Annotated in this window: 19 protein-coding genes; 4 read left to right on the top strand and 15 right to left on the bottom strand. The window is 34.5% G+C overall.

The features are described from left to right. Positions 1–116: 116 nt before the first annotated feature. The 8 genes from BAMA_RS09445 to BAMA_RS09410 all read right to left on the bottom strand — a co-directional run bounded on the left by BAMA_RS09445 (position 117) and on the right by BAMA_RS09410 (position 8,212). A complete protein-coding gene (locus BAMA_RS09445) occupies positions 117–1,115 on the bottom strand; it encodes a TauD/TfdA family dioxygenase (protein ID WP_034638543.1) in 999 nt (332 codons plus the stop codon). Positions 1,116–1,415: 300 nt separating this feature from the next. Then, positions 1,416–2,648 (bottom strand): MFS transporter, encoded by a 1,233-nt coding sequence (locus BAMA_RS09440; RefSeq protein ID WP_235184442.1) that lies wholly within the window; start codon positions 2,646–2,648, stop codon positions 1,416–1,418. Between the two features lie 191 nt (positions 2,649–2,839). Continuing rightward, complete coding sequence (locus tag BAMA_RS09435) at positions 2,840–3,895, bottom strand: TauD/TfdA family dioxygenase (RefSeq protein WP_034638541.1); 1,056 nt, start codon at positions 3,893–3,895, stop codon at positions 2,840–2,842. Positions 3,896–4,731: 836 nt separating this feature from the next. Further along, positions 4,732–5,127: a hypothetical protein gene (locus BAMA_RS09430; RefSeq protein WP_034638540.1), complete on the bottom strand. Its 396-nt coding sequence runs from the start codon at positions 5,125–5,127 to the stop codon at positions 4,732–4,734. Positions 5,128–5,238: 111 nt separating this feature from the next. Continuing rightward, positions 5,239–5,487, bottom strand: a complete 249-nt coding sequence (locus tag BAMA_RS09425; protein WP_034638539.1) for a GlsB/YeaQ/YmgE family stress response membrane protein — start codon at positions 5,485–5,487, stop codon at positions 5,239–5,241. Between the two features lie 152 nt (positions 5,488–5,639). Continuing rightward, a complete protein-coding gene (locus BAMA_RS09420; RefSeq protein WP_034638538.1) occupies positions 5,640–6,233 on the bottom strand; it encodes a GNAT family N-acetyltransferase in 594 nt (197 codons plus the stop codon). Then, on the bottom strand, positions 6,230–7,822 hold the full coding sequence (locus tag BAMA_RS09415) for a serine hydrolase domain-containing protein (protein WP_051758911.1): 1,593 nt from the start codon (positions 7,820–7,822) through the stop codon (positions 6,230–6,232). Before BAMA_RS09415 ends, BAMA_RS09420 begins: the two co-directional genes overlap by 4 nt. Before the next feature lie 210 nt (positions 7,823–8,032). Further along, positions 8,033–8,212, bottom strand: a complete 180-nt coding sequence (locus BAMA_RS09410) for a DUF3970 family protein (protein ID WP_034638537.1) — start codon at positions 8,210–8,212, stop codon at positions 8,033–8,035. Between the two features lie 198 nt (positions 8,213–8,410). On the opposite strand from BAMA_RS09410, the gene BAMA_RS09405 reads away from it, so the two are divergent. Continuing rightward, complete coding sequence (locus tag BAMA_RS09405; RefSeq protein WP_034638536.1) at positions 8,411–8,866, top strand: VOC family protein; 456 nt, start codon at positions 8,411–8,413, stop codon at positions 8,864–8,866. 209 nt (positions 8,867–9,075) lie between these two features. Here BAMA_RS09405 and BAMA_RS09400 read toward each other — a convergent pair whose 3' ends face one another. Genes BAMA_RS09400 through BAMA_RS09385 form a run of 4 tightly spaced genes read right to left on the bottom strand, consistent with a single transcriptional unit; the run spans position 9,076 to position 12,006 of the window. After that, positions 9,076–9,666, bottom strand: coding sequence for an HD domain-containing protein (locus BAMA_RS09400; RefSeq protein ID WP_162176060.1), 591 nt, complete (start codon positions 9,664–9,666; stop codon positions 9,076–9,078). Between the two features lie 17 nt (positions 9,667–9,683). Beyond that, positions 9,684–11,147: a serine hydrolase domain-containing protein gene (locus BAMA_RS09395; protein WP_034638534.1), complete on the bottom strand. Its 1,464-nt coding sequence runs from the start codon at positions 11,145–11,147 to the stop codon at positions 9,684–9,686. Between the two features lies 1 nt (position 11,148). Continuing rightward, positions 11,149–11,667: a hypothetical protein gene (locus BAMA_RS09390; protein WP_034638533.1), complete on the bottom strand. Its 519-nt coding sequence runs from the start codon at positions 11,665–11,667 to the stop codon at positions 11,149–11,151. Further along, positions 11,668–12,006, bottom strand: coding sequence for a PadR family transcriptional regulator (locus BAMA_RS09385; protein WP_034638532.1), 339 nt, complete (start codon positions 12,004–12,006; stop codon positions 11,668–11,670). A gap of 247 nt (positions 12,007–12,253) precedes the next feature. Here BAMA_RS09385 and BAMA_RS09380 point away from each other — a divergent pair, with 247 nt between their 5' ends. Beyond that, positions 12,254–12,709, top strand: a complete 456-nt coding sequence (locus BAMA_RS09380) for a GNAT family N-acetyltransferase (protein ID WP_034638531.1) — start codon at positions 12,254–12,256, stop codon at positions 12,707–12,709. A 390-nt stretch (positions 12,710–13,099) separates the two neighbouring features. Here the strand turns inward: BAMA_RS09380 and BAMA_RS09375 are convergent, their stop codons facing one another. Beyond that, the gene (locus BAMA_RS09375) at positions 13,100–13,723 is read right to left on the bottom strand and encodes an HAD family hydrolase (RefSeq protein WP_034638530.1); all 624 of its coding nucleotides are present in this window, start codon (positions 13,721–13,723) and stop codon (positions 13,100–13,102) included. A gap of 18 nt (positions 13,724–13,741) precedes the next feature. Continuing rightward, positions 13,742–14,506, bottom strand: a complete 765-nt coding sequence (locus BAMA_RS09370; RefSeq protein ID WP_034638529.1) for a DeoR/GlpR family DNA-binding transcription regulator — start codon at positions 14,504–14,506, stop codon at positions 13,742–13,744. A gap of 833 nt (positions 14,507–15,339) precedes the next feature. Between BAMA_RS09370 and BAMA_RS09365 the strand changes: the two genes are divergently transcribed. Then, positions 15,340–16,488 (top strand): GNAT family N-acetyltransferase, encoded by a 1,149-nt coding sequence (locus BAMA_RS09365; protein WP_034638528.1) that lies wholly within the window; start codon positions 15,340–15,342, stop codon positions 16,486–16,488. Between the two features lie 205 nt (positions 16,489–16,693). Here the strand turns inward: BAMA_RS09365 and BAMA_RS09360 are convergent, their stop codons facing one another. Beyond that, on the bottom strand, positions 16,694–17,365 hold the full coding sequence (locus BAMA_RS09360) for an MOSC domain-containing protein (protein WP_034638527.1): 672 nt from the start codon (positions 17,363–17,365) through the stop codon (positions 16,694–16,696). A gap of 152 nt (positions 17,366–17,517) precedes the next feature. On the opposite strand from BAMA_RS09360, the gene BAMA_RS09355 reads away from it, so the two are divergent. Further along, complete coding sequence (locus tag BAMA_RS09355) at positions 17,518–18,405, top strand: LysR family transcriptional regulator (RefSeq protein ID WP_034638526.1); 888 nt, start codon at positions 17,518–17,520, stop codon at positions 18,403–18,405. Positions 18,406–18,683 lie beyond the last annotated feature (278 nt).

Here is an 18,683-nt window from a genome sequence, read left to right as displayed (position 1 = left end):
TAACTTCATCATTAAAAAACATACAATGGTGATTTTATTCACCTTATTTCGATGAATAAAATCACCATACCGCTTAGTATAAGAAAAAAATAATGATTTTACTTGCCAGCAGCTATTTATCTACTTACAGGTGCTCCTCCGATATAAAACTCGAAATCTGGGGCGATTTTTCGTCCATTTGGCATCATGAGCCACAATCTTAATAAATGACGTTTGCGGTCATCTTCTTCGTAATCTTCAAATAATGTACGTGAATGAAAAACCGCATAATTATTAACAAATTGCATATCGCCTGGTTCCATCATCATATCAATATGAAAGTTTTTATCATGAGTAAGGGAATCTATAAAATCAAATGCTTCGATTTCCTCCTTCGACAAAGAAATGCCTGTTTTCATTTGTGCTGATTCGACATATTGGCGAATATATCTGCAGCTCAATTTACCATCGTAATAACTAAAGATTGGTGATTGAACTACCGGAGATTGCCCTGGTGTTTCTTCCCCACGAAGGTCATGGGCGAATGGACGATAAAGAATTTCAAGGTACTCTGGGTGCTTCTCCAGAATTTCATTATAGATAGACATTGCACTAGCGATACTGCTTAAACCACCAGATTTCGCTTTGCGAAGACATAGTAATCCGACCACATCAGCAAGATCTGTGTGATAGTCAAGATGCACATTTGTTTGGTAACCTCTTACTTTTTTATTATCATTAAAGTCTTTACCTATGTTTTTGATATGCCCTAAAAGATCCCCATTTTTGCTTTGGATGATCGGCAGTCCCAAGTGAAGTCCGAGTCCCCAGTAAATGATGCTCGCTTCTTCGTCAGTATATCGTTCCATTGGCAATCCACGAATCAATAGAAATCCTCTACCATTCTCCAACTCGTCAACAAAGTAAGTGATTTCTTCAGCAAGATTAGGAATTGGAAAATCCTCCTTGTTAAAATTAGGTGCTTGTAATCCCTTATGTTGAACATGTAATACAGCCTTCTCAAGTGCAGCAATCATTTTCTCGGACAAATAATAAATCCATGAATCATTTTTAGCTAGATCCATACCTTTCCACGCTGAACGTCCTTGAATTTTTTCCTTTAAAATGATTGGCATAAATAATCCTCCTTTATTAATTTGGTTATTTTCTTACTTAAGCTGACCGAATTTTTTAGCATGAAGAATGAAAAAAAGAGAAACATCTTAACTGCCCTTGGACCTGGACCTCTCGCCATCTTTTAAAACTTAGTCAGATCCCCTCTTTTAATGTTTGGAAATCCGCATATTATTAACGCTTACAACGATTAATTAATTGATTATTCTGTTTTTTCTCACTTTAGTGATCTAGTCATCTTGCTTCAATTCAGGAGATTCTTCGTTAAAGTGATAACTGTACCCTTACTTGCTGTATATCTTTTAAATGTTCACCTGCTCTTCTTTTATCGTTATGTGATTTTGCTTTTCGGGACGTACAATGACCCAAAACAATAACCCGATCACGAACATCCCCAAAGCAGTTACTTGAAACCCATAACGATATCCCATTGCCTCAGTCGCTGCATATTGGATAAAATACCCGAATACGAGTGGAGCAATAATACTTGTTGAACTTGCAAGAGCAATGAACGTCCCCTGTGCTTTTCCAATGTTTTGAGGAGAAAAAAAATCCATCAATATTGCGGGTGCGAGTGAAAGAATGACATATGCAAACCCTGGAGCAAGGGTGAAGAACAGGATGGATATAGCACTTGAATTCACGATATTTGCCACATATACACAAAGAGCAGATAGCACCATCATAGAACCAGCAAGATTGATTCGTGATTTGCGAATATCCCCCGTTTTACGATAAAGCCAATCTGATAGCATAGAAAATCCAATTTGGCTAATGGCAGCGAAAAGAAACGGTAAAGACACGGCTAGCTTTAATGTTTGACCATCAAACTGTTGAACTTTCGTAAAATATGCTGGAAACCATATCGCTTGAACGGATAATAACCAATAGGCGCAACCTCCACATAATACGATAAAAACAAAATTTTTAGACAAAAGATATAGGAGAAACTGACGCCAAGAAACCTTAGAGAGGGTTGATGCATGCTGCTCCTCTTGATGAAATGAAGGCAACCCGATTTCTTGTGGACTTTCTTTACCGAAAATGACCCATAAAACGAGCACAATCAGTCCAACAATTCCCATGGCTATAAAAGCGGATCTCCATCCATATTGATCGATTAAAGAGATTAATAATGGCGAAGCAATCGCTGATCCGCCTGTTGTTCCGAGCAAAACAGCCCCAAATCCTATACCATGCCTATGTTTTGGGAACCATTTTCCCATTATTGCCGTTGATAGGGCAGGTGCTGGACCTTCACCTGCCCCTAAGATCATTCTTGTAAGCACTAGCAGAGACAGACTGGAAACAAAAGGTGTGACAAATTGAACAGCCAACCATATAAGTGACATCCAAGTTAACATTTTTTTCGTATTTCTGGAATCGGCCATGCCACCAAGAATGATAGAGGAAAAGGTAAAACACCAAAAGAAGGAGCTTCCCACCAATCCCCACTGTGAAGGACTTAAATGGAACTCTTTCATTAGCGGCACGGAAACCAAACCAATAATAATCTTATCCACTTGGTTGATCATACCGGAAACAACTAGAAATAATAAGATAATCCAAGAATATTTTGGGGTCTTCAATATAAAAATCTCCCCTTACTTTTTACTATTTTAGGGAAACCTTTGTTTGAATTCTGAAAAGTACTCCCCATTCCATAAATCAATTGGTGTTCTTATAAAACCATTTATAAAGGTAAACCTTTCGGATTTAAGCTTCATTACTTCAAGTTTTCTACGATACCACCAGATGTTTTTTCACGGACAGGAATACCGCCGCGACCCGCTTTACCTGTTTTCTCATCAATAAACATCGCGAAATCGGGTGCAATTTCTCGGCCATTTGGCATCGTGAGCCACAATCTTAGTAAATGACGTTTGCGTTCCAGTTCTTCATAATCTTCGTATTGAGTACGTGAATGAAGAACGGTATAATTATTGACGAATTGCATATCACCTGGTTCCAACATCATATTATAATGCATGTTTTCATCATGAAGGAGGGAATCCAGTATGTCTAACGCTTCAATTTCAACTTTTGACAAATGGATACCTGTTTTCGCTTGTGCCGATTCTATAAATGTGCGGACATATCTACAGCTCAATTTACCATCATAATAACTAAAAATTGGTGATGTAAATACTGGAGATTCACCTGGCCCTTCCTCACCACGACGATCAAATGTGAATGGACGACAGAGAATTCCAAGATACTCTGGGTACTTCTCCAAAATTTCATTATAAACAGCCATCGAACTTACGATACTACTGAACCCACCAGATTTTCCTTTTCGAAGACTTAGTAATCCGACAACGTCAGATCCATCTGCGTGAAAGGGAAGGTGCAGTTTCGTTTGATAACCACGTACATTTGAATTTTCTAAGCTAAGTCCTTTATCAACGACGTGCCCTAAGAGGTCGCCATTTGCGTTTTGTGATACCGGAATGCCCATGTGAAGTCCGAGACCCCAGTAAATGATGCTCGCTTCTTCATCTGTATACCGTTCCATTCGTAATCCACGAATTAATAAGAATCCTCTCCCGCTCTCTAACTCTTCAACAAAGTAAGCAATTTCGTCAGCGAGATCCGGAATCGGGAAATCTTCCTTGTTAAAATTAGGTGCTTGTAAACCCTTTTGTTTAACATTAAATAAAGCGCTTTCAAGAGATGCGATCGTTTTCTCGGACAAATAATAAACCCATGAATCATCTTTCGCTAGATCTATACCTTTCCACGCTACTGGTCCCTTAACTTTTTCCTTTAAAATAGACGACATATATATTCCTCCTTCAATAATCATCTTTAGTTTCTTATTTAACTTCAGTCAATTGTCTGAACTCTCTATGCAAAATTTACCTTGTTGAGCTCTTATATAACACTTTATGTCTAGGAAACTTGTACTTCATTAGCTTAGCCGGGCAGAATCGGATCATGTCATTCATGATAATCTGCTCGTCCAGACTACGACATAAACTTTTATGTTTTCCCCAACTTCTCCTCTTGGCAATTCTTTTCCGTTCTCTTTTGACACCTTTTCTTCTTGATGCTTAGTATATTTAGACTAATAGAGCCTGCTTACGGGTTTCCTTTAAAGAATTACTAGCGACGAGAGGAGTAGCTTCCAAATTGAAAACGTTATACTTGTTTTCAAACTTTGTCTAAATTATAACTCATTAAATGATTCCCCCTTTTCCTCTCATGGAAGTGTTTAAATGATTAATTATTAAGAATATTAAAAATTTAATTACATTAAGTATACTCATTAATTATAATTAAATAAAATTAAAGATTTTAATTTGTAAGTAAGTATTACTAATATTTGAAAAGGAGCTACAACTGTTCCTGTTTAATAATTACTATATTGTTAAAGCCTAAAAGCACAGTTTCCTTCCTATAGCAACGTAGAATCTTCGTCCAACTCAATCTACAATCAGTGTTGGTGAGAAAGAAACTTTTTTGAATTAGCTAATAAGATTCCCCTACTTAAACCTTTAGCTGATGCAAATGTAACTAAACTGCAAAATTCTATTCAATCAGGCAACGGTATCCCCTAAATGAATTAAAAAACGAGTGGAAGCGCAAAGCTTTTCCACTCGTTTTTGTATAGCTATTTTATACTTCTACTGATTTTCCATCTTCAACGATATGGTACAGTAAATGTGCTAAATGGTGAATTGGACCGTGTTCTTCCTCTTCTTCATCTGTTTCACCTTGGAACTCAAGGTCATTTAAGTATAGTGCTAAAAATTGATAGAACAATTTCAGATCAAAACCGTAGCAAGCGCTTGGCTCCTCATGATCTCCTTCATATTGAAGCATTAAATATTGCTCATTTCCTTCTGCATCTTCTGCATCAAAAAATACGAAGAATCCTACATTTGTATCTAAATCAAACAAGTGGCGAGTTCCGCCCTCTGTTGCTTTATTGAAATCTTCTTCACTTAACTTATGTACAGTTGTTGATTTTGCGTTATCTTCTTGATGAAAGTTGACTGTAAAAGTTTTCATATTGACACCTCCAAGTTGTATGTAACAAGCATAACAGATTATGTAACGTATTACAAAAATAAAGAAAGAAGGCTGTTTATCAGTACAAACAGCCTTCTTAATAATTATCAATTATTTCCTAAACATACGCATAATGAAACTTACGATAAAGATTAAAATAATTGCTCCTATTAAAGCTGGAATGATTGCATATCCGCCAATAACCGGACCAAAATCTCCCATGATCGCTGAACCAACCCAAGCACCAATCATACCGGCGATAATATTTCCTATTACACCACCAGGGATATCCTTACCTGTAATCAGGCTAGCAATCCACCCTAAAATACCACCAACAATTAAAGACCAAATAAATCCCATATTTATTCCTCCTTATTATCTTTCCATATCATTGCATCTAATAAAAAATAAACAATGGCTCACCATTAGTTATGTTTCAGGTGACGGAAAGTTATGCATAAGGATCTGGACTTATTTGGGTATAATTAATAGCGATATGTTGGATAATGAAATCATCTCAAGTTTTTAGCAATTATCCATTCATTTTTTATAAGTGTGTAGTGATTATATAGTTCATGTTCAATTTCAATATTTCGCATGAACTGAAGTCCACTTTTTTCGACTACCTTATTAGAAGCTGCATTTCGTACAAGCGCTATTGCATTAAGATGATTCACATTCGTTTCTGTAAATAGATAGTGAATTAAACCTTTACATGCTTTTGTTCCATACCCTCTTTTTTGATAATCTTTAGATATTGCATACATAACCTCCCGATTAGGAGGTAGTAATTCTTCTTTTATTCCAGAGCAGCACCAGCCGATAAACTTGCCAGTTTGTTTTAAAATTACAGCTAATCGTAAACACTCATCTGTAACATTCATTTGAGATGCGGCTTTCAAAAATGCTTTATTCTCTGGTATATCATCATTTGTAAGCCAATTCATTCTTTGTTCTTTTGTTGATTGCCAATCTGGAAGGAATTTAGAAACTTCAGGCTGTTTCGCAATTGTGTAAATATCTTCTGTATCTTCAACGTGAAACTCGCGCAAAAATATTTCATCGCAATCTATAATTAATAACTCCTGTGATTGATTGGCTTTCATTCACTTTTCCTCCTAATCGTCTTCTCTTCCACATGTTCTAAATTCCATGCATCTTGAATGGATAGAACTCGCACTCCTTCCGCATTTTTTGTGAATCGAAGTAACCCATATTCTCCTGCATAAAAGATAGAAGCGGTTACAGGCGTACACATAAAATGTTGCTCTTCATCCACAAATACTGGTTTTCCTTCTACTGTTGTAAACGAAAACTGAAAGACACCATTTGAATACGTTCCTTCATATTCCGTCCACGCTGTCTGCTGAACCGTTTCTCTCTGAAGAGTTGTACTCTTACAAGCACTTCCATTAATAATGACATATTTTAAGCTATTATCTATCACTCGAAACCCAACTGAAATCTTATCTTCCTTATGGTGCGCAATATAGAAGTCGTTTCGAGTTGCTTCTAATAGCATTTTTTCACCGTTCCATTCCATCATAAGACAATTTTCTTCAATTGTTATCTCTGCAAATCCTCTTTTAGGACCTAAATAATTGCCTTCATATTCTTTCCAACATGCAGGATTAGCTTCAATTATTTGAAGATTTCCTTCTACTACTGGACCGATAAATTGGTCAATCAACATCTCAATAATACTCCATCCATATTCTTGCGTTGCCATCGTCAAGAAGCCAATCTTTTTCTCTGGGAAGAATACAAGAAAACATTTATACGTACTAATCGCACCGCTATGCCAAAGCATTTTATATCCGTGTTCTTGTTCTGATATAAGACCTAAGCAGCTACCAAATTCACTTAACGTATAATTATCAATTTGTTTTGTGTGCATCTCTTCTATCATGTCTGACTGCAAAAAAACTTTACCATCTAAAACACCTTTATTTACATGCATTATTGCAAAGCGAGATAAATCTGTTATGGTAGACATCCCAAAAAAGGATGGATAATTTGTTATGTTTTCCGCAAATTGATGTTGCACATTCCAATTGCCTTCACTTGTCTTTTCATGCGCTAACGCAAGCGGATATGTCATTGCTGCTAGTGGGTCATACATCGTCCTATTCATTCCAAGAGGTTCAAATATATATTCTTTCATAAGCTCTGCAAATGGTTTGTTACATACGTATTGTGCAACATACCCTGCTATATTGTAAGCATGATTCCCATACGAATATAATGCACCAGGTGGATTCACTAATTGTAAATTAGGAACGATTGTTTCTATATAACTGTTCCATCCTTCTTGATCGCGAGGTCCATTCACTTCACCTCCATCAGGTAAGCCGGCAGTATGACTTAACAACATGCGAAGTGTAATTGTTTCAGCAGCTTCATGATGTTGCAAAGTAAAATGCGGTACATACTTCCGAACTGGGACATCTAATTGTAAAACCCCCTCTTGTACAAGCTTCATCATTAATGTTGCCGTTAATGTCTTACTAACGGAACCGATGCGAAATAGTGTATCAGCTGTAATAGAAGAAGTAGATTCTTCCCAATTCGTTTTTCCCCATGCATTTTTATATAAAATCTCTTTTTCATTTATAATAGATAATGCGAAACCAGGTACAACTTTGCTTCGTACATCTTTTTCTATTTGTAATTCAATATCTTTTATGTGTAACATATCATTACCTCACTCTTTTATTAAGAAATATTAGCTGAAGGAAATGATGAAATAAGTTGGCATACTGAAAGGCTCCTTTCGTTCTTTTCTCAAAACATAAAAATTCTACATAAAATATAAAAAGCCTTCTTTCTAATAAAGTGAAACTTCAATCAGGCTTTTACGAGCTGTTAATGCGGGATAAAAAAACAAGAAGCTTAAGGAGGATCCTTAAGCTTCTTGTTTTTTATATGTGAGATACGTTAACACATTTTTACTATTTGCATATTTTGGGTTATTACCTCTTCTTGGTTCACGGTCATATGTTTTTTCATAACCTGGTACATGTGGCATTTGTTTTAGAAAATGCGCTATTTCCTCTTCTGTTCCTTCAATACGTAAACGAATCATTATTACTTGCTCCTTGCTCTATATTTACCTTATTAAGTATATCGGCTTATGGCTATCATGCAAGAAGAAACTGTTATATTTCATTTCAGAAACACTAATACTAAAGATGTACCTATCACTCCTACTTTCATTGGATTTTGAATTCTGCAAAATTTGCTATATTACTATTTAAGAACAGAAAATTTGGAGGAAAATACAATGATTCAAGGTTTATATGAGGCACACTTACCAGTTCGTAACTTACAAGATTCAATTAAGTTTTATCAAAAATTAGGATTAAAACTTGCGTGGCATAATGAAAATACAGCTTTCTTTTGGATTGAAGAAGGAAGAAGTTGGATCGGCTTATGGGAGGGGAAGGAATATGGAACTCGTTACCACCCTTCTTTACGGCATATTGCTTTTCGAGTTTCATATGAAGATATGAAAGAATCGTTAACGTGGCTTCGTTCCATCGGGATTGAACCTTTTGACAACAACACACCTGTCGATCCGTTCATTCGTCCACATCAAGGAAATGCGTCTGTATACTTTACTGATCCAGATGGTAATAGTTTAGAGTTAATGTGTTATATAGATGTACCAGATGAATTTAAGCATATTACAGAGAGATATTCTTTTGAGAATTGGGAGAAGTTAACTAAAGGAAATTGAAAAAAGACACATATTGAAGGATGTGTCTTTTTTTATTTTTATCAATGTGCCGTCAATGCAATACTCATGATTGTTACTAACATACTCAACCCTAAAGATATAATCCAATCTTTCTTTGCGGTCGTATGTAACAGCAAATTCAAAAATGCACTTATACAAAATATAACAAGAAAAACAACAAGAATCTCTATTTCTCTCATTCCTTTCTATCATTTCATATAAAACATATTTTCTTTTTCAGCAATTTGCCAAAGATACTGAAATAGCTCTTGGAACGTCTCGTTTTGCTTTCGCCAACTCTCATTATGTTTCATAATTTTATCTGGCGTAACCTTATTTTCCTGCCATACTTCACCGTTTGTATGTACATTTTGCGCAAATGCTTGTATTTTATCGATTGCATGCGCAAAGTTAGCCTCTTTCGTTTCATTTTCCTCGTATTCATTCCACAGTTCGTAAAACTCAAACTCTAAATCTGCTGGCAGCTTACAAAATAGTTGTTTCACCGCTTCATCTTCTCGTTGTTTCTTATTTCTTCTAGCTGAAATATCATGTGCATATGTATCACCAGCATATATTTCGCAAAGGTCATGAATTAATATTAATTTTAACGCTTTTTCTAAATTAACCTCTTCCTCTACTTCTTTATTCATTAAAAGAGCAAACATACACATATGCCACGTATGCTCAGCGTCATTTTCTTGACGATTATTGTTAGAGACTTTTGTTCTTCTTTCAATTGATTTAAATTGATCAATTATTCGTAAAAACTCCAGCATTTTTCCAATTCGATTTTCCACATGAAGCCGTCCTCTCATCACATTTTAAATTCTCTTTCCTTGTATGTTTTAAATGAAGTATATACCGATAATAAACCTGTTACTGCTAAAAGTGTAACGATACATATACTTAACAACGCGACATCGGGAGCAAATACTTGTATCGTGTGCCACGGAGACCCTGTACTATAAGTGAATATTGGAATCATCATAATAGATAAAAATAAACATAAAGATCCGGATACTCTCCACAAAATTCTTCTACGAATTTTCCAAGATTTCATTTTTACTAGTAAGTACACACATATTGTGAAAAGTAAGCATATGACCCCAACCATCATAAACTGGACAATAGGGTTATACTTCGGAATTTCAACTTGTTCCTCACCATGTAAAACGTTGATAATCCCTTGTTTTAAATGTATAAGCGCCTCTTCTTCTAAAATGTGGTTTTTGTTCGTAAGAATGATGCCACCATATCCTGTTTCAGGTATGTAAAATACTTCTGCACGTGAATCGGGCGTGGATCCTGAGTGCCATATCATTTCATCTTTAGAATTTGGATTTGAGATTCGTACACCAAGTCCGTAATAACGATTTCCCCCTGTTTGTACATAAGGAGTTGCATAAAGCCCCCTATTCTCTTCCGTTAAGAAATTACTTTCATCATGTCCACTAAGAAATTTAATATATTGGATCATATCTGCTGCGCTTGCAGTTATATATCCGTATGGTGCTCCACCATCGTCGTATGTTACCTCACTCTTTCGCGGAACCCCAAACCAAGACTGATATCCAGAAGCATATCCTTTTTCATGGGCTGCTTCATGATTAGCTGCTTCATGTTTCATGCCTAATCGAGAAAATACGTGTTGTTCCATATACTCAGCATACGTTTGATTTGTTACTTCTTCGATGAGAGCACCAAGAATTAAAAAATTTGCATTGCTATATTGATGTTTTTCTCCAGGTTTGGCCGTTAACTCAGCATTTGATAAAGCCTTTACATTTTCCTGAATGGCACCCGGCCCTTTAGATTCTTGATCTGATATAGATAAACCGGTATACGTACTAATCCCACTTGTTTGTGTTAGTAAATGTTTAATTGTTATTTGTGATGCTGCTTCTTTATCCTTTAACGTAAACGAGGGAATATATTTTTGGATGGGGTCGTCTAGGCGTATACTGTTGTCTTCCATTAATTTCATTACTGCTAAACCCGTTAATGATTTACTTATTGATCCAATTGTAAACGGAGTTTCTAACGTTACATTTTTTTCGGTTTCTTCTGTTATCCCCCACGAGTTGGAGTACATAATATCATTTTCATGAACAATAGCAATTGCAGCTCCTGGAATGCTTTGTTCTGTTAAAAAATTTTCAACATAAGTATCTAGTTTACTGCTAATCTGCTGTTCTGCAGAAACTATTGAGGTAGGTAGTAACAGCAACATCGTACATATGAAGAAGTTAAAAGCAAATAGATTCTTTATTCGCTTCATCTTACACACTCCTTACTGAATCTCTTTTTCTCATATATAAAACGACACATAAAGAAATAAGTAAAGAAATTGAAATACTAATGAGCATTAACATGGCATTCCACCATGAATTATCTGATATGTGATAGAAAACATTGTAGTTGAACGATTGATTTGTCTGTAGTGGACTAAATGATTGTGTTAAAAACATAGAAAGTAGAAATTGTGACATGATGTATGTAACAATTGAAGTGAAAAATCCTGTAGCAATTAATGTTTTTGTTTGATGTGTAGGTTTGCGCATATGTTTTATTTCTGAATGAAGATCTATTTCATGGATTTCTAGAAAATCTTTCACAAATGTTTCTGGATCTCCGAGCTGACTCATACTATCTTGCTCATATTCACGAGATTCTTCAATGTGTTCTAATAACTGTTGCTCGACAACCTTTCTATCCGCTTCACTTATTTCATATTGTGCTAACCCCGTAAGAACTTGATTTAAAAAATGTTTCTCTGCCGTGGTCAATTTTATATTCATTTATACGTCTCCTTCCCATCCGCCATTTCGTAGTAACGATTTAATATCTGACTGTAACTCTAACCATTCAGAAATCTTTTGCTGAAGATGTAGCTTCCCCTTCTCATTAATTTCATAATATACTCTAACCTTTCCGCTATCCGTCATTTCCCGGTACGTATTTACCCACTCCTTATCTTTTAATTTTGTCAAAATCGGATAAATACTGCCTACTCCTTTCAATTTTAAATTATGTTCATCTAACTCCTTCATAATTTCATAACCATAACTTTTTCCTTTCGATAAAATAGATAATACACACATTTCTAAGTGACCTTTAATTAAACTTGTTCTATCCATAGGATAAATTTAACAGAATTATATACTTCATTCAAGTATATAATGATATAAAATTCAGAAAAGTTTGATAAAAATCTAATATAATGATATACTCTTAAATGTACAGATTATCTGTAAAAACTATTTGTTGAAGGAGGCGTTCATGATGAAACATACAATGCTTTTCAATGCAATTCAATACAAAGGGATTACGCCGAATTAACAACATAGTTTTGCGTCTTCCCTCAATTCGGAAGGGGAAAAATAGATGAATACAAATTTTGTTAAACTTATTCCATTAAACGAGGAAAACTGGTACGAGTGTTGTACACTTGAGTTATTCGAAGAGCAACAGCAGTATATGGAACCAAATGCAATTTCCATCGCACAATCAAAATTTGAGCCAACACTAAAACCGTACGCAATTTATTACGAAGAAAAAGTAGCTGGTTTTCTTATGTTTAATTCTGTTAAAGAAGAACTAGATGGTTACTGGGTATATCGAATCATGATCGATAAGGCATTCCAAGGAAAAGGTGTTGGAAAAGCTGCAACTGAATTAATGATGGAAGAAATAACTCAGTTACCGGATGCGACAAAGATTATTGTTGGTTATCATCCAGATAATAAAGGGGCTCATCATTTATATGCAAGTTTAGGTTTCATTGATCATGGTGATCGATTCGGGAGAGAAATGGCTGTTATTAAATCTATAAATGAATAGTAATTTTCAAGAAAAAAATCGATTCCTAACTATAAAGGAATCGATTTTTTAATATGAATATTCTCACTTCTCAAAGCAATACAATGGAAAAGAGCTATATATTGAATCTCAATCTTTTGTTGATCGTAATTTCATTACAGCAAGTTCAGCAGGAGGTTTATTGTGGGCGAAACACATTATACAGTATTTGAATGTGTTTCCCAGTGAAAGTATTGAATTATGGTACAACTATTATTCTACTGGTGATCCTAAATACTATGCAGGGCTTATCTCACAAAGCATTTAACTTATAATTCAAGAATAATAAGGATGGTCCCCCCTTCAAATAACTCTAGGAGGGAGCCATCCTCAACAGAAAATAACGGGCAGCAGATATAACTGCTACATATTCTATTTCAGCAACCCTAAAATATCTTTAGGCTCCTGTAAAATGTAGTCTGCTTCCTCAAACCCTTCACTTGTTTTTGCTCCCCATAAAGCAAGCGCAAATTTCATTCCAGCACTTTTTGCACATTGCATGTCATATATTGAATCTCCAATATATATTGCTTCATTTGCAGGAAGCTTTAATTGTTCCAAGCAAGTTAATAACGGCTCAGGATGAGGTTTATGTTTATCTGTATCACATGCACAAGTTATATGTTCAAAGTAACCATTTAAACCAAATGGCTCAAATTCTTCTTTTAACTCCGGTCTTGTTTTGGATGTAACAATGCCTAATTTTACATCAAGCGTCGATAATTCTTTTATCGTATCTTCTAGTTGTCCAAATATAGAAACATCATGTGAAAAGTCTAATACCGCTTTTGCCCATTTTGGGTGAACAACATCTATATTTTCTACATTTAGTTGCTTTAAAGTTTCTTTTCCTGGAATCCCTAAGCAAAACCTTAAATCTTGCACATCATATTCTTTATTGACTTCTTCCTTCAAAATTTTCTGCAGTGATTTTAATATGGCATGTTCTGTATCTAGAATTGTACCATCAACATCAAAAATAATAGATGTAACCAAAATAAATCCCCCTATTTCTCAATCATTATTTACAATTAACACTTCAACACCTTGTTCTTTCATCACACAATCTAAGTTAGCAGGTAGACATGTATCAGTTATAAGTGTATCAATAGATGTAAAATCTAAAGCTTTATAATTTTGTCTTTGATTATGTTTCGTATGATCTGCCAATAAAATAACTTGATCGGCACGCTTTATTAACTCTCTTTTAAAGTGGATGTCTTCTCCAAATCCATAATATATCCCTTCCTCTGTAATACCTGCAGTCCCAATAAACACTTTATTGAAATGGTAATCTTTAAGCTTTTCAGTCGTTTCATATCCCGTAACGTGCCGAGATGATTTATTTAATGTTCCACCTAAAAAATGAATCGTCGCATCTTCCGATTGAGCTAACACATAGGCATTATCAATTGAGTTTGTCACAATAATCGCGTTTTTAGCTTGTAAATATTGTGCCACCACATTAACTGTAGTTGAGACATCTAAGTAAATCATTTCATTATTAGCAATCATACTTGCAGCTTTCTTTCCGATTTGTTTCTTTATTTCTAACTCCGTCTGCGATCGCGCTTGATAATTCTCCACTTTTTTGTGGAAAGATGCTAAGGCAACTCCACCATATGTTCTAACTACTGTTTTATTTTGTGAAAGCTTTACAATATCCCTCCGCGCAGTATCACGTGAAATATGAAATATGTCACACATTTGCTTAATATTCATCGTCTGATGAGTTTCTAAGTAATTCAGCACTCTTGTTAAACGTTCTTCTTGATTCATTTGCAACCTCCTCAACTACATAATAAGTTATTTTAAGTTAAAATAAAAGTTATTTTAACTTAAATGCTTAAATTAACTTAAAAAAGCGTTATTTAAGTCATCATAAGCCACTATAATTTATGAACCAGTAAAACCTTCATGAATGAAAATATAAAAACAGCTACACTACTTGATTATAATCACCAATGTATACGTAGTAGTGTAGCTTATAAAAAATCTATCTTTCTATTCTTGATTACTATTAAGTGAGTTTAAGTATCCTTCTGGAACTCTACTTAACAAACCAATTATTTTCACTACTGGTTTATTTGTACCTCTTTATCCCATTATTAAAACGTTAGTAGCAGCAAGAAGGTCACTAAACATCTCTACAGATTTATATCTATCATTTCACATAAAACATATTTTCCCTTTTAGCAATTTGCCAATGGTACTCAAATAGCTCTTGAAACGTCTCATTTCCCTTTCTCCAACTCTCATTATGCTTTTATAATTTTAACCTTACTTTCCTGCCATACTTCACCTTTTGTATGTACATTTTGCGCAAAAAAGCGATTTCTTCATAAATGAAATTTTCTTGTACTTTATACATATCCCCTACGATTTTTAAAACCAACATTAATTAAAACCAAATTTATATAACTAAGGTTGAAATCCGAATATTTTTTATTCATAATCAAATTAGAGGTAAACATAATTTTAGATTTCTATCCTCTAATACGTGCAAAGGAGTGATGATGTTTGAAAGCAAATAAACAAATCAAAAAGTATATGAGAGGTTTATATTTATAATGTAACAAAAACCTTTCATATGTAATGGGAGGTAAATAAGTATGTTGTATTCTGAAAATCTAGTTCACGGAACAGAACTAACTAGTGAAAACTTTTATAAAGTAACAGATCTTTTTAGAGATTTAAAGCATCACTTATCGATTAAAGGTGTTATTACTGGGGTTGTTCCTGGTAGAGTTTTTCTATCTAACGACTGTTCAACAGTCTTATTAACAAATCCCCAAGGTATTTTCCTAGGAGGAAGTGCGGAAAACACTTTATTCTTTCAAGAAATTAATAAATTACTTAAAGAAGAGATATTACCAACCTTGGCATCCAATGGCGAATTAGATTATGTCCTTTTTTATCCACTAAGAAGAAAGTGGGAGTTAATTATTGATGTAATTATGGAAGGGTTATTGCCCATGAAAAGCGGCCGAATGACTTTTATTCATGATTTGAGCGATATAAACACTTTTACTGATAGCAATATTTATCCGATAGATTGTAACTTGTTAAAACAGCATAATTTAATAGGAATTGATGCTGTAACATCTGAAATTCTAGATAATTGGCCCTCTTTAGAAGCATACGAGGAAAAAGGATTTGGATTCGTTGCTATTCAAAACATGAACGGGTGTCCGACGATTATTAGTTGGTGTCTTACAGATTGGGTGGTCGAAGATGAGTGTGAGTTAGGCATTGAAACAGATGAAAACTGTCGTGGTAAAGGATGGGCACGAAAAACCGCATTAGCTACACTTTCACTTGCGAAGCAAAAAGGCATAAAAAAAGTTGGTTGGCAATGTTGGGCTAACAATATAGGTTCACAGCGGACCGCACTATCCGTAGGTTTTAAACTCCTAACTGATTTTCCAGTTCTATTCGGCTGGAACCATCCATTAAACAACCTTCTTGTTAATGGAAACCATTATATGTTTGGTGATATGAAGTATGGTGTACAAAAAGATTATGCCCGCGCAGCTTGGAGTTATGCTCAAGCACTCGATCAGGACTGGGACTGGAATGGAGATGCAGCACTGTATTGGAACGCCGCTTGTTGTTTCTACTTAATTGATGAGAAAGAGCGCGCAAAACAATACTACAAAAAGGCACTTAAAAAAGGATGGATCAATATCCACTCTCCTCATTATCATGAATATGTATACAGAGAACCTAACAGCGAGGAAATCACACGTATCCTTAATTAAGAACTCCACTCTCTCAGGCTCTTTGAACAAATAGGAGTTTTATACCAAACACGAAACGATATTCATATAATTATGAAAGAAAAAAGTCGATTCCTACATACTCAGAAATCGACTTTCTCTTTCGTAAACGAACTCACTTTTTTCATAAACATCCCCTTTATATACCTAAGTAAAATAGCACCTCTTAATATTCATTGTTAAGAAGTTAAATCCCTTCTACTCTTGCTTTTATATCCTCTATTTTCCCATCTAACCTTTTTGAAAATGTTTTCCTCCAGTTACTCGACAATTCTTTTACATTTAAAATTCGTTCAATTGCATCTACATTCTTTTTATCATGATGCATAATTACATTCGCGAAGTCAACAGTGATTCCATTTAAGTTTCTCTCTATCAATTTTATTTCTGAGTCTGAACTCATCCATCCCTCTTCTATCACTCTTAAATAAAAGCCCGTATATCCTGTTTTTTGAAACTTTAGCGGAAGATCGTGTAAATCATATCTCTTTGCTAATTTAAAGCAAGGTTGTCTCGGTTGACTTACTTGGACAATTGCCTCTCCTATTTGAAATGTATCTCCAATATGAATATCGGGTTCTAACATTTCTTTCACTGTAAGATTTTCTCCAAATGCTCCATGTACTAATTTTTTATTTAAGTCTTGCTCCCAATAAGGATAATGCTCAGCAGCATATACACAAACTGCTTTATCAGGTCCTCCGTGATGGACCAAGTCCGCCTGTCCATCACCGTCAAAATTTAATTTACTTAGGTATACAGGTCCTTGTATTTGAAATTTGTATATCCCTGTTTTTATCTCTTTTCCTTTATAATCAACAGTGATTGGCTTACCTACGTTAATCGAAACAATCTCCATAAATACCCCCCCTTTTATAATCCAATCATTGTTTAAAGTAAAAATGATTGGTTATATAATTAAGTATACGCTGCTCTCATCATTGTTCAATTCAATAAATCATATAATAATGATAGATAAAATCTATCATTATTAACAGAAAGGGTGAAAAAATGGATTTAAGACAACTAGAATGTTTTATGGCCGTTTGTAAAGAACTTCATTTTACACGCGCTGCAGAACGATTAAATATTTCACAACCATCTTTAAGTCAACAAATCAAAAATTTAGAATTTGCAGTTGGAACACCGTTATTTGATCGTATTGGTAAAAAAACTGCTCTTACAGAAGCAGGACGAATTTTATTAATTCATAGCCAGCGAATTTTCCATGAGATTGAACAGGCTCACTCTGCCTTAAGAGATTTAAATGGACTACATAGAGGGAAACTTACAATAGGTTCACTCTTAACATGTGTTAGTTATTTACTTCCTCCTACAATTTTAGATTTCAAAAGATTATATCCTAATATTGAACTATCTGTTTTTGGACTGCGAACTGGGGAAATTAGAAATAAATTACTAGAAAATGAGTTAGATTTAGGTATTGTCTTTTTTCCCATGAAGGATGAAGAATTTGAAGAAACTCCATTATTCACTGAAGAACTTGCACTAGCTGTTCCATCAAATCATCCTTTTGCAAATTTGAAAGAAGTGAACATGAAAGCAATTGAAAATGTACCTACTGTATTATTACCGAAAAATTATTTCTTGAGAAATCTAATTGATAAATATTGTAAAGAACTAGAAATATCTATTAAACCAACTTTAGAAATGACTACAATGGAATCTTTAGTTCACATGGTCTCCGAAGGTATTGGTGTAACAATCTTACCCGCACCGTACCTTGATTCCTTAAAAAATAGTGATATTGTACATGTTAAATTGATTAATCCCACCCCAAAAAGAGATATTGGCATCATTTATAGAAAGGACAAATTCATGTGCGCCGCTTCAAGAACATTTATTGCTCAATTAACTGAAACAAGTAAAATATTATAAAAGTTAGAGGGTACAAGTTTATCCTCTAACTTTTATATAATAAACAAAAACATCCTCTTATCCCTTCTCACCAGCTCCCTTTAAGAAATCTACTAATAATAGTTTATGGGCATACAATAAATGATAGTTTTTTCCTATCATTTTGATATAAACAATTAGATTGAACTTTTGATAATAAAATATGAAACTAATATTAATGATGAGATGCTTATATTGAAACCAACTGTCACTGTATATTCTTTTGAAAATCTCTCATTACAATATTTAATTTCTAAATT

The sequence above is a fragment of the Bacillus manliponensis genome, from assembly GCF_000712595.1.
Lineage (GTDB): Bacteria > Bacillota > Bacilli > Bacillales > Bacillaceae_G > Bacillus_A > Bacillus_A manliponensis.
This window is presented reverse-complemented; position numbering and strand designations above follow the sequence as displayed.

Bases quoted from the DNA above. Each gene is read 5' to 3' on its own strand.
- BAMA_RS09380 (WP_034638531.1), top strand. From the start codon at position 12,254: ATGAATACAAATTTTGTTAAACTTATTCCATTAAACGAGGAAAACTGG.
- BAMA_RS09365 (WP_034638528.1), top strand. From the start codon at position 15,340: ATGTTGTATTCTGAAAATCTAGTTCACGGAACAGAACTAACTAGTGAA.
- BAMA_RS09370 (WP_034638529.1), bottom strand. From the start codon at position 14,506: ATGAATCAAGAAGAACGTTTAACAAGAGTGCTGAATTACTTAGAAACT.
- BAMA_RS09395 (WP_034638534.1), bottom strand. From the start codon at position 11,147: ATGAAGCGAATAAAGAATCTATTTGCTTTTAACTTCTTCATATGTACG.
- BAMA_RS09390 (WP_034638533.1), bottom strand. From the start codon at position 11,667: ATGAATATAAAATTGACCACGGCAGAGAAACATTTTTTAAATCAAGTT.
- BAMA_RS09360 (WP_034638527.1), bottom strand. From the start codon at position 17,365: ATGGAGATTGTTTCGATTAACGTAGGTAAGCCAATCACTGTTGATTAT.
- BAMA_RS09420 (WP_034638538.1), bottom strand. From the start codon at position 6,233: ATGAAAGCCAATCAATCACAGGAGTTATTAATTATAGATTGCGATGAA.
- BAMA_RS09445 (WP_034638543.1), bottom strand. From the start codon at position 1,115: ATGCCAATCATTTTAAAGGAAAAAATTCAAGGACGTTCAGCGTGGAAA.
- BAMA_RS09415 (WP_051758911.1), bottom strand. From the start codon at position 7,822: ATGTTACACATAAAAGATATTGAATTACAAATAGAAAAAGATGTACGA.
- BAMA_RS09430 (WP_034638540.1), bottom strand. From the start codon at position 5,127: ATGAAAACTTTTACAGTCAACTTTCATCAAGAAGATAACGCAAAATCA.
- BAMA_RS09435 (WP_034638541.1), bottom strand. From the start codon at position 3,895: ATGTCGTCTATTTTAAAGGAAAAAGTTAAGGGACCAGTAGCGTGGAAA.
- BAMA_RS09405 (WP_034638536.1), top strand. From the start codon at position 8,411: ATGATTCAAGGTTTATATGAGGCACACTTACCAGTTCGTAACTTACAA.
- BAMA_RS09410 (WP_034638537.1), bottom strand. From the start codon at position 8,212: ATGATTCGTTTACGTATTGAAGGAACAGAAGAGGAAATAGCGCATTTT.
- BAMA_RS09355 (WP_034638526.1), top strand. From the start codon at position 17,518: ATGGATTTAAGACAACTAGAATGTTTTATGGCCGTTTGTAAAGAACTT.
- BAMA_RS09385 (WP_034638532.1), bottom strand. From the start codon at position 12,006: ATGGATAGAACAAGTTTAATTAAAGGTCACTTAGAAATGTGTGTATTA.
- BAMA_RS09440 (WP_235184442.1), bottom strand. From the start codon at position 2,648: ATGATCAACCAAGTGGATAAGATTATTATTGGTTTGGTTTCCGTGCCG.
- BAMA_RS09425 (WP_034638539.1), bottom strand. From the start codon at position 5,487: ATGGGATTTATTTGGTCTTTAATTGTTGGTGGTATTTTAGGGTGGATT.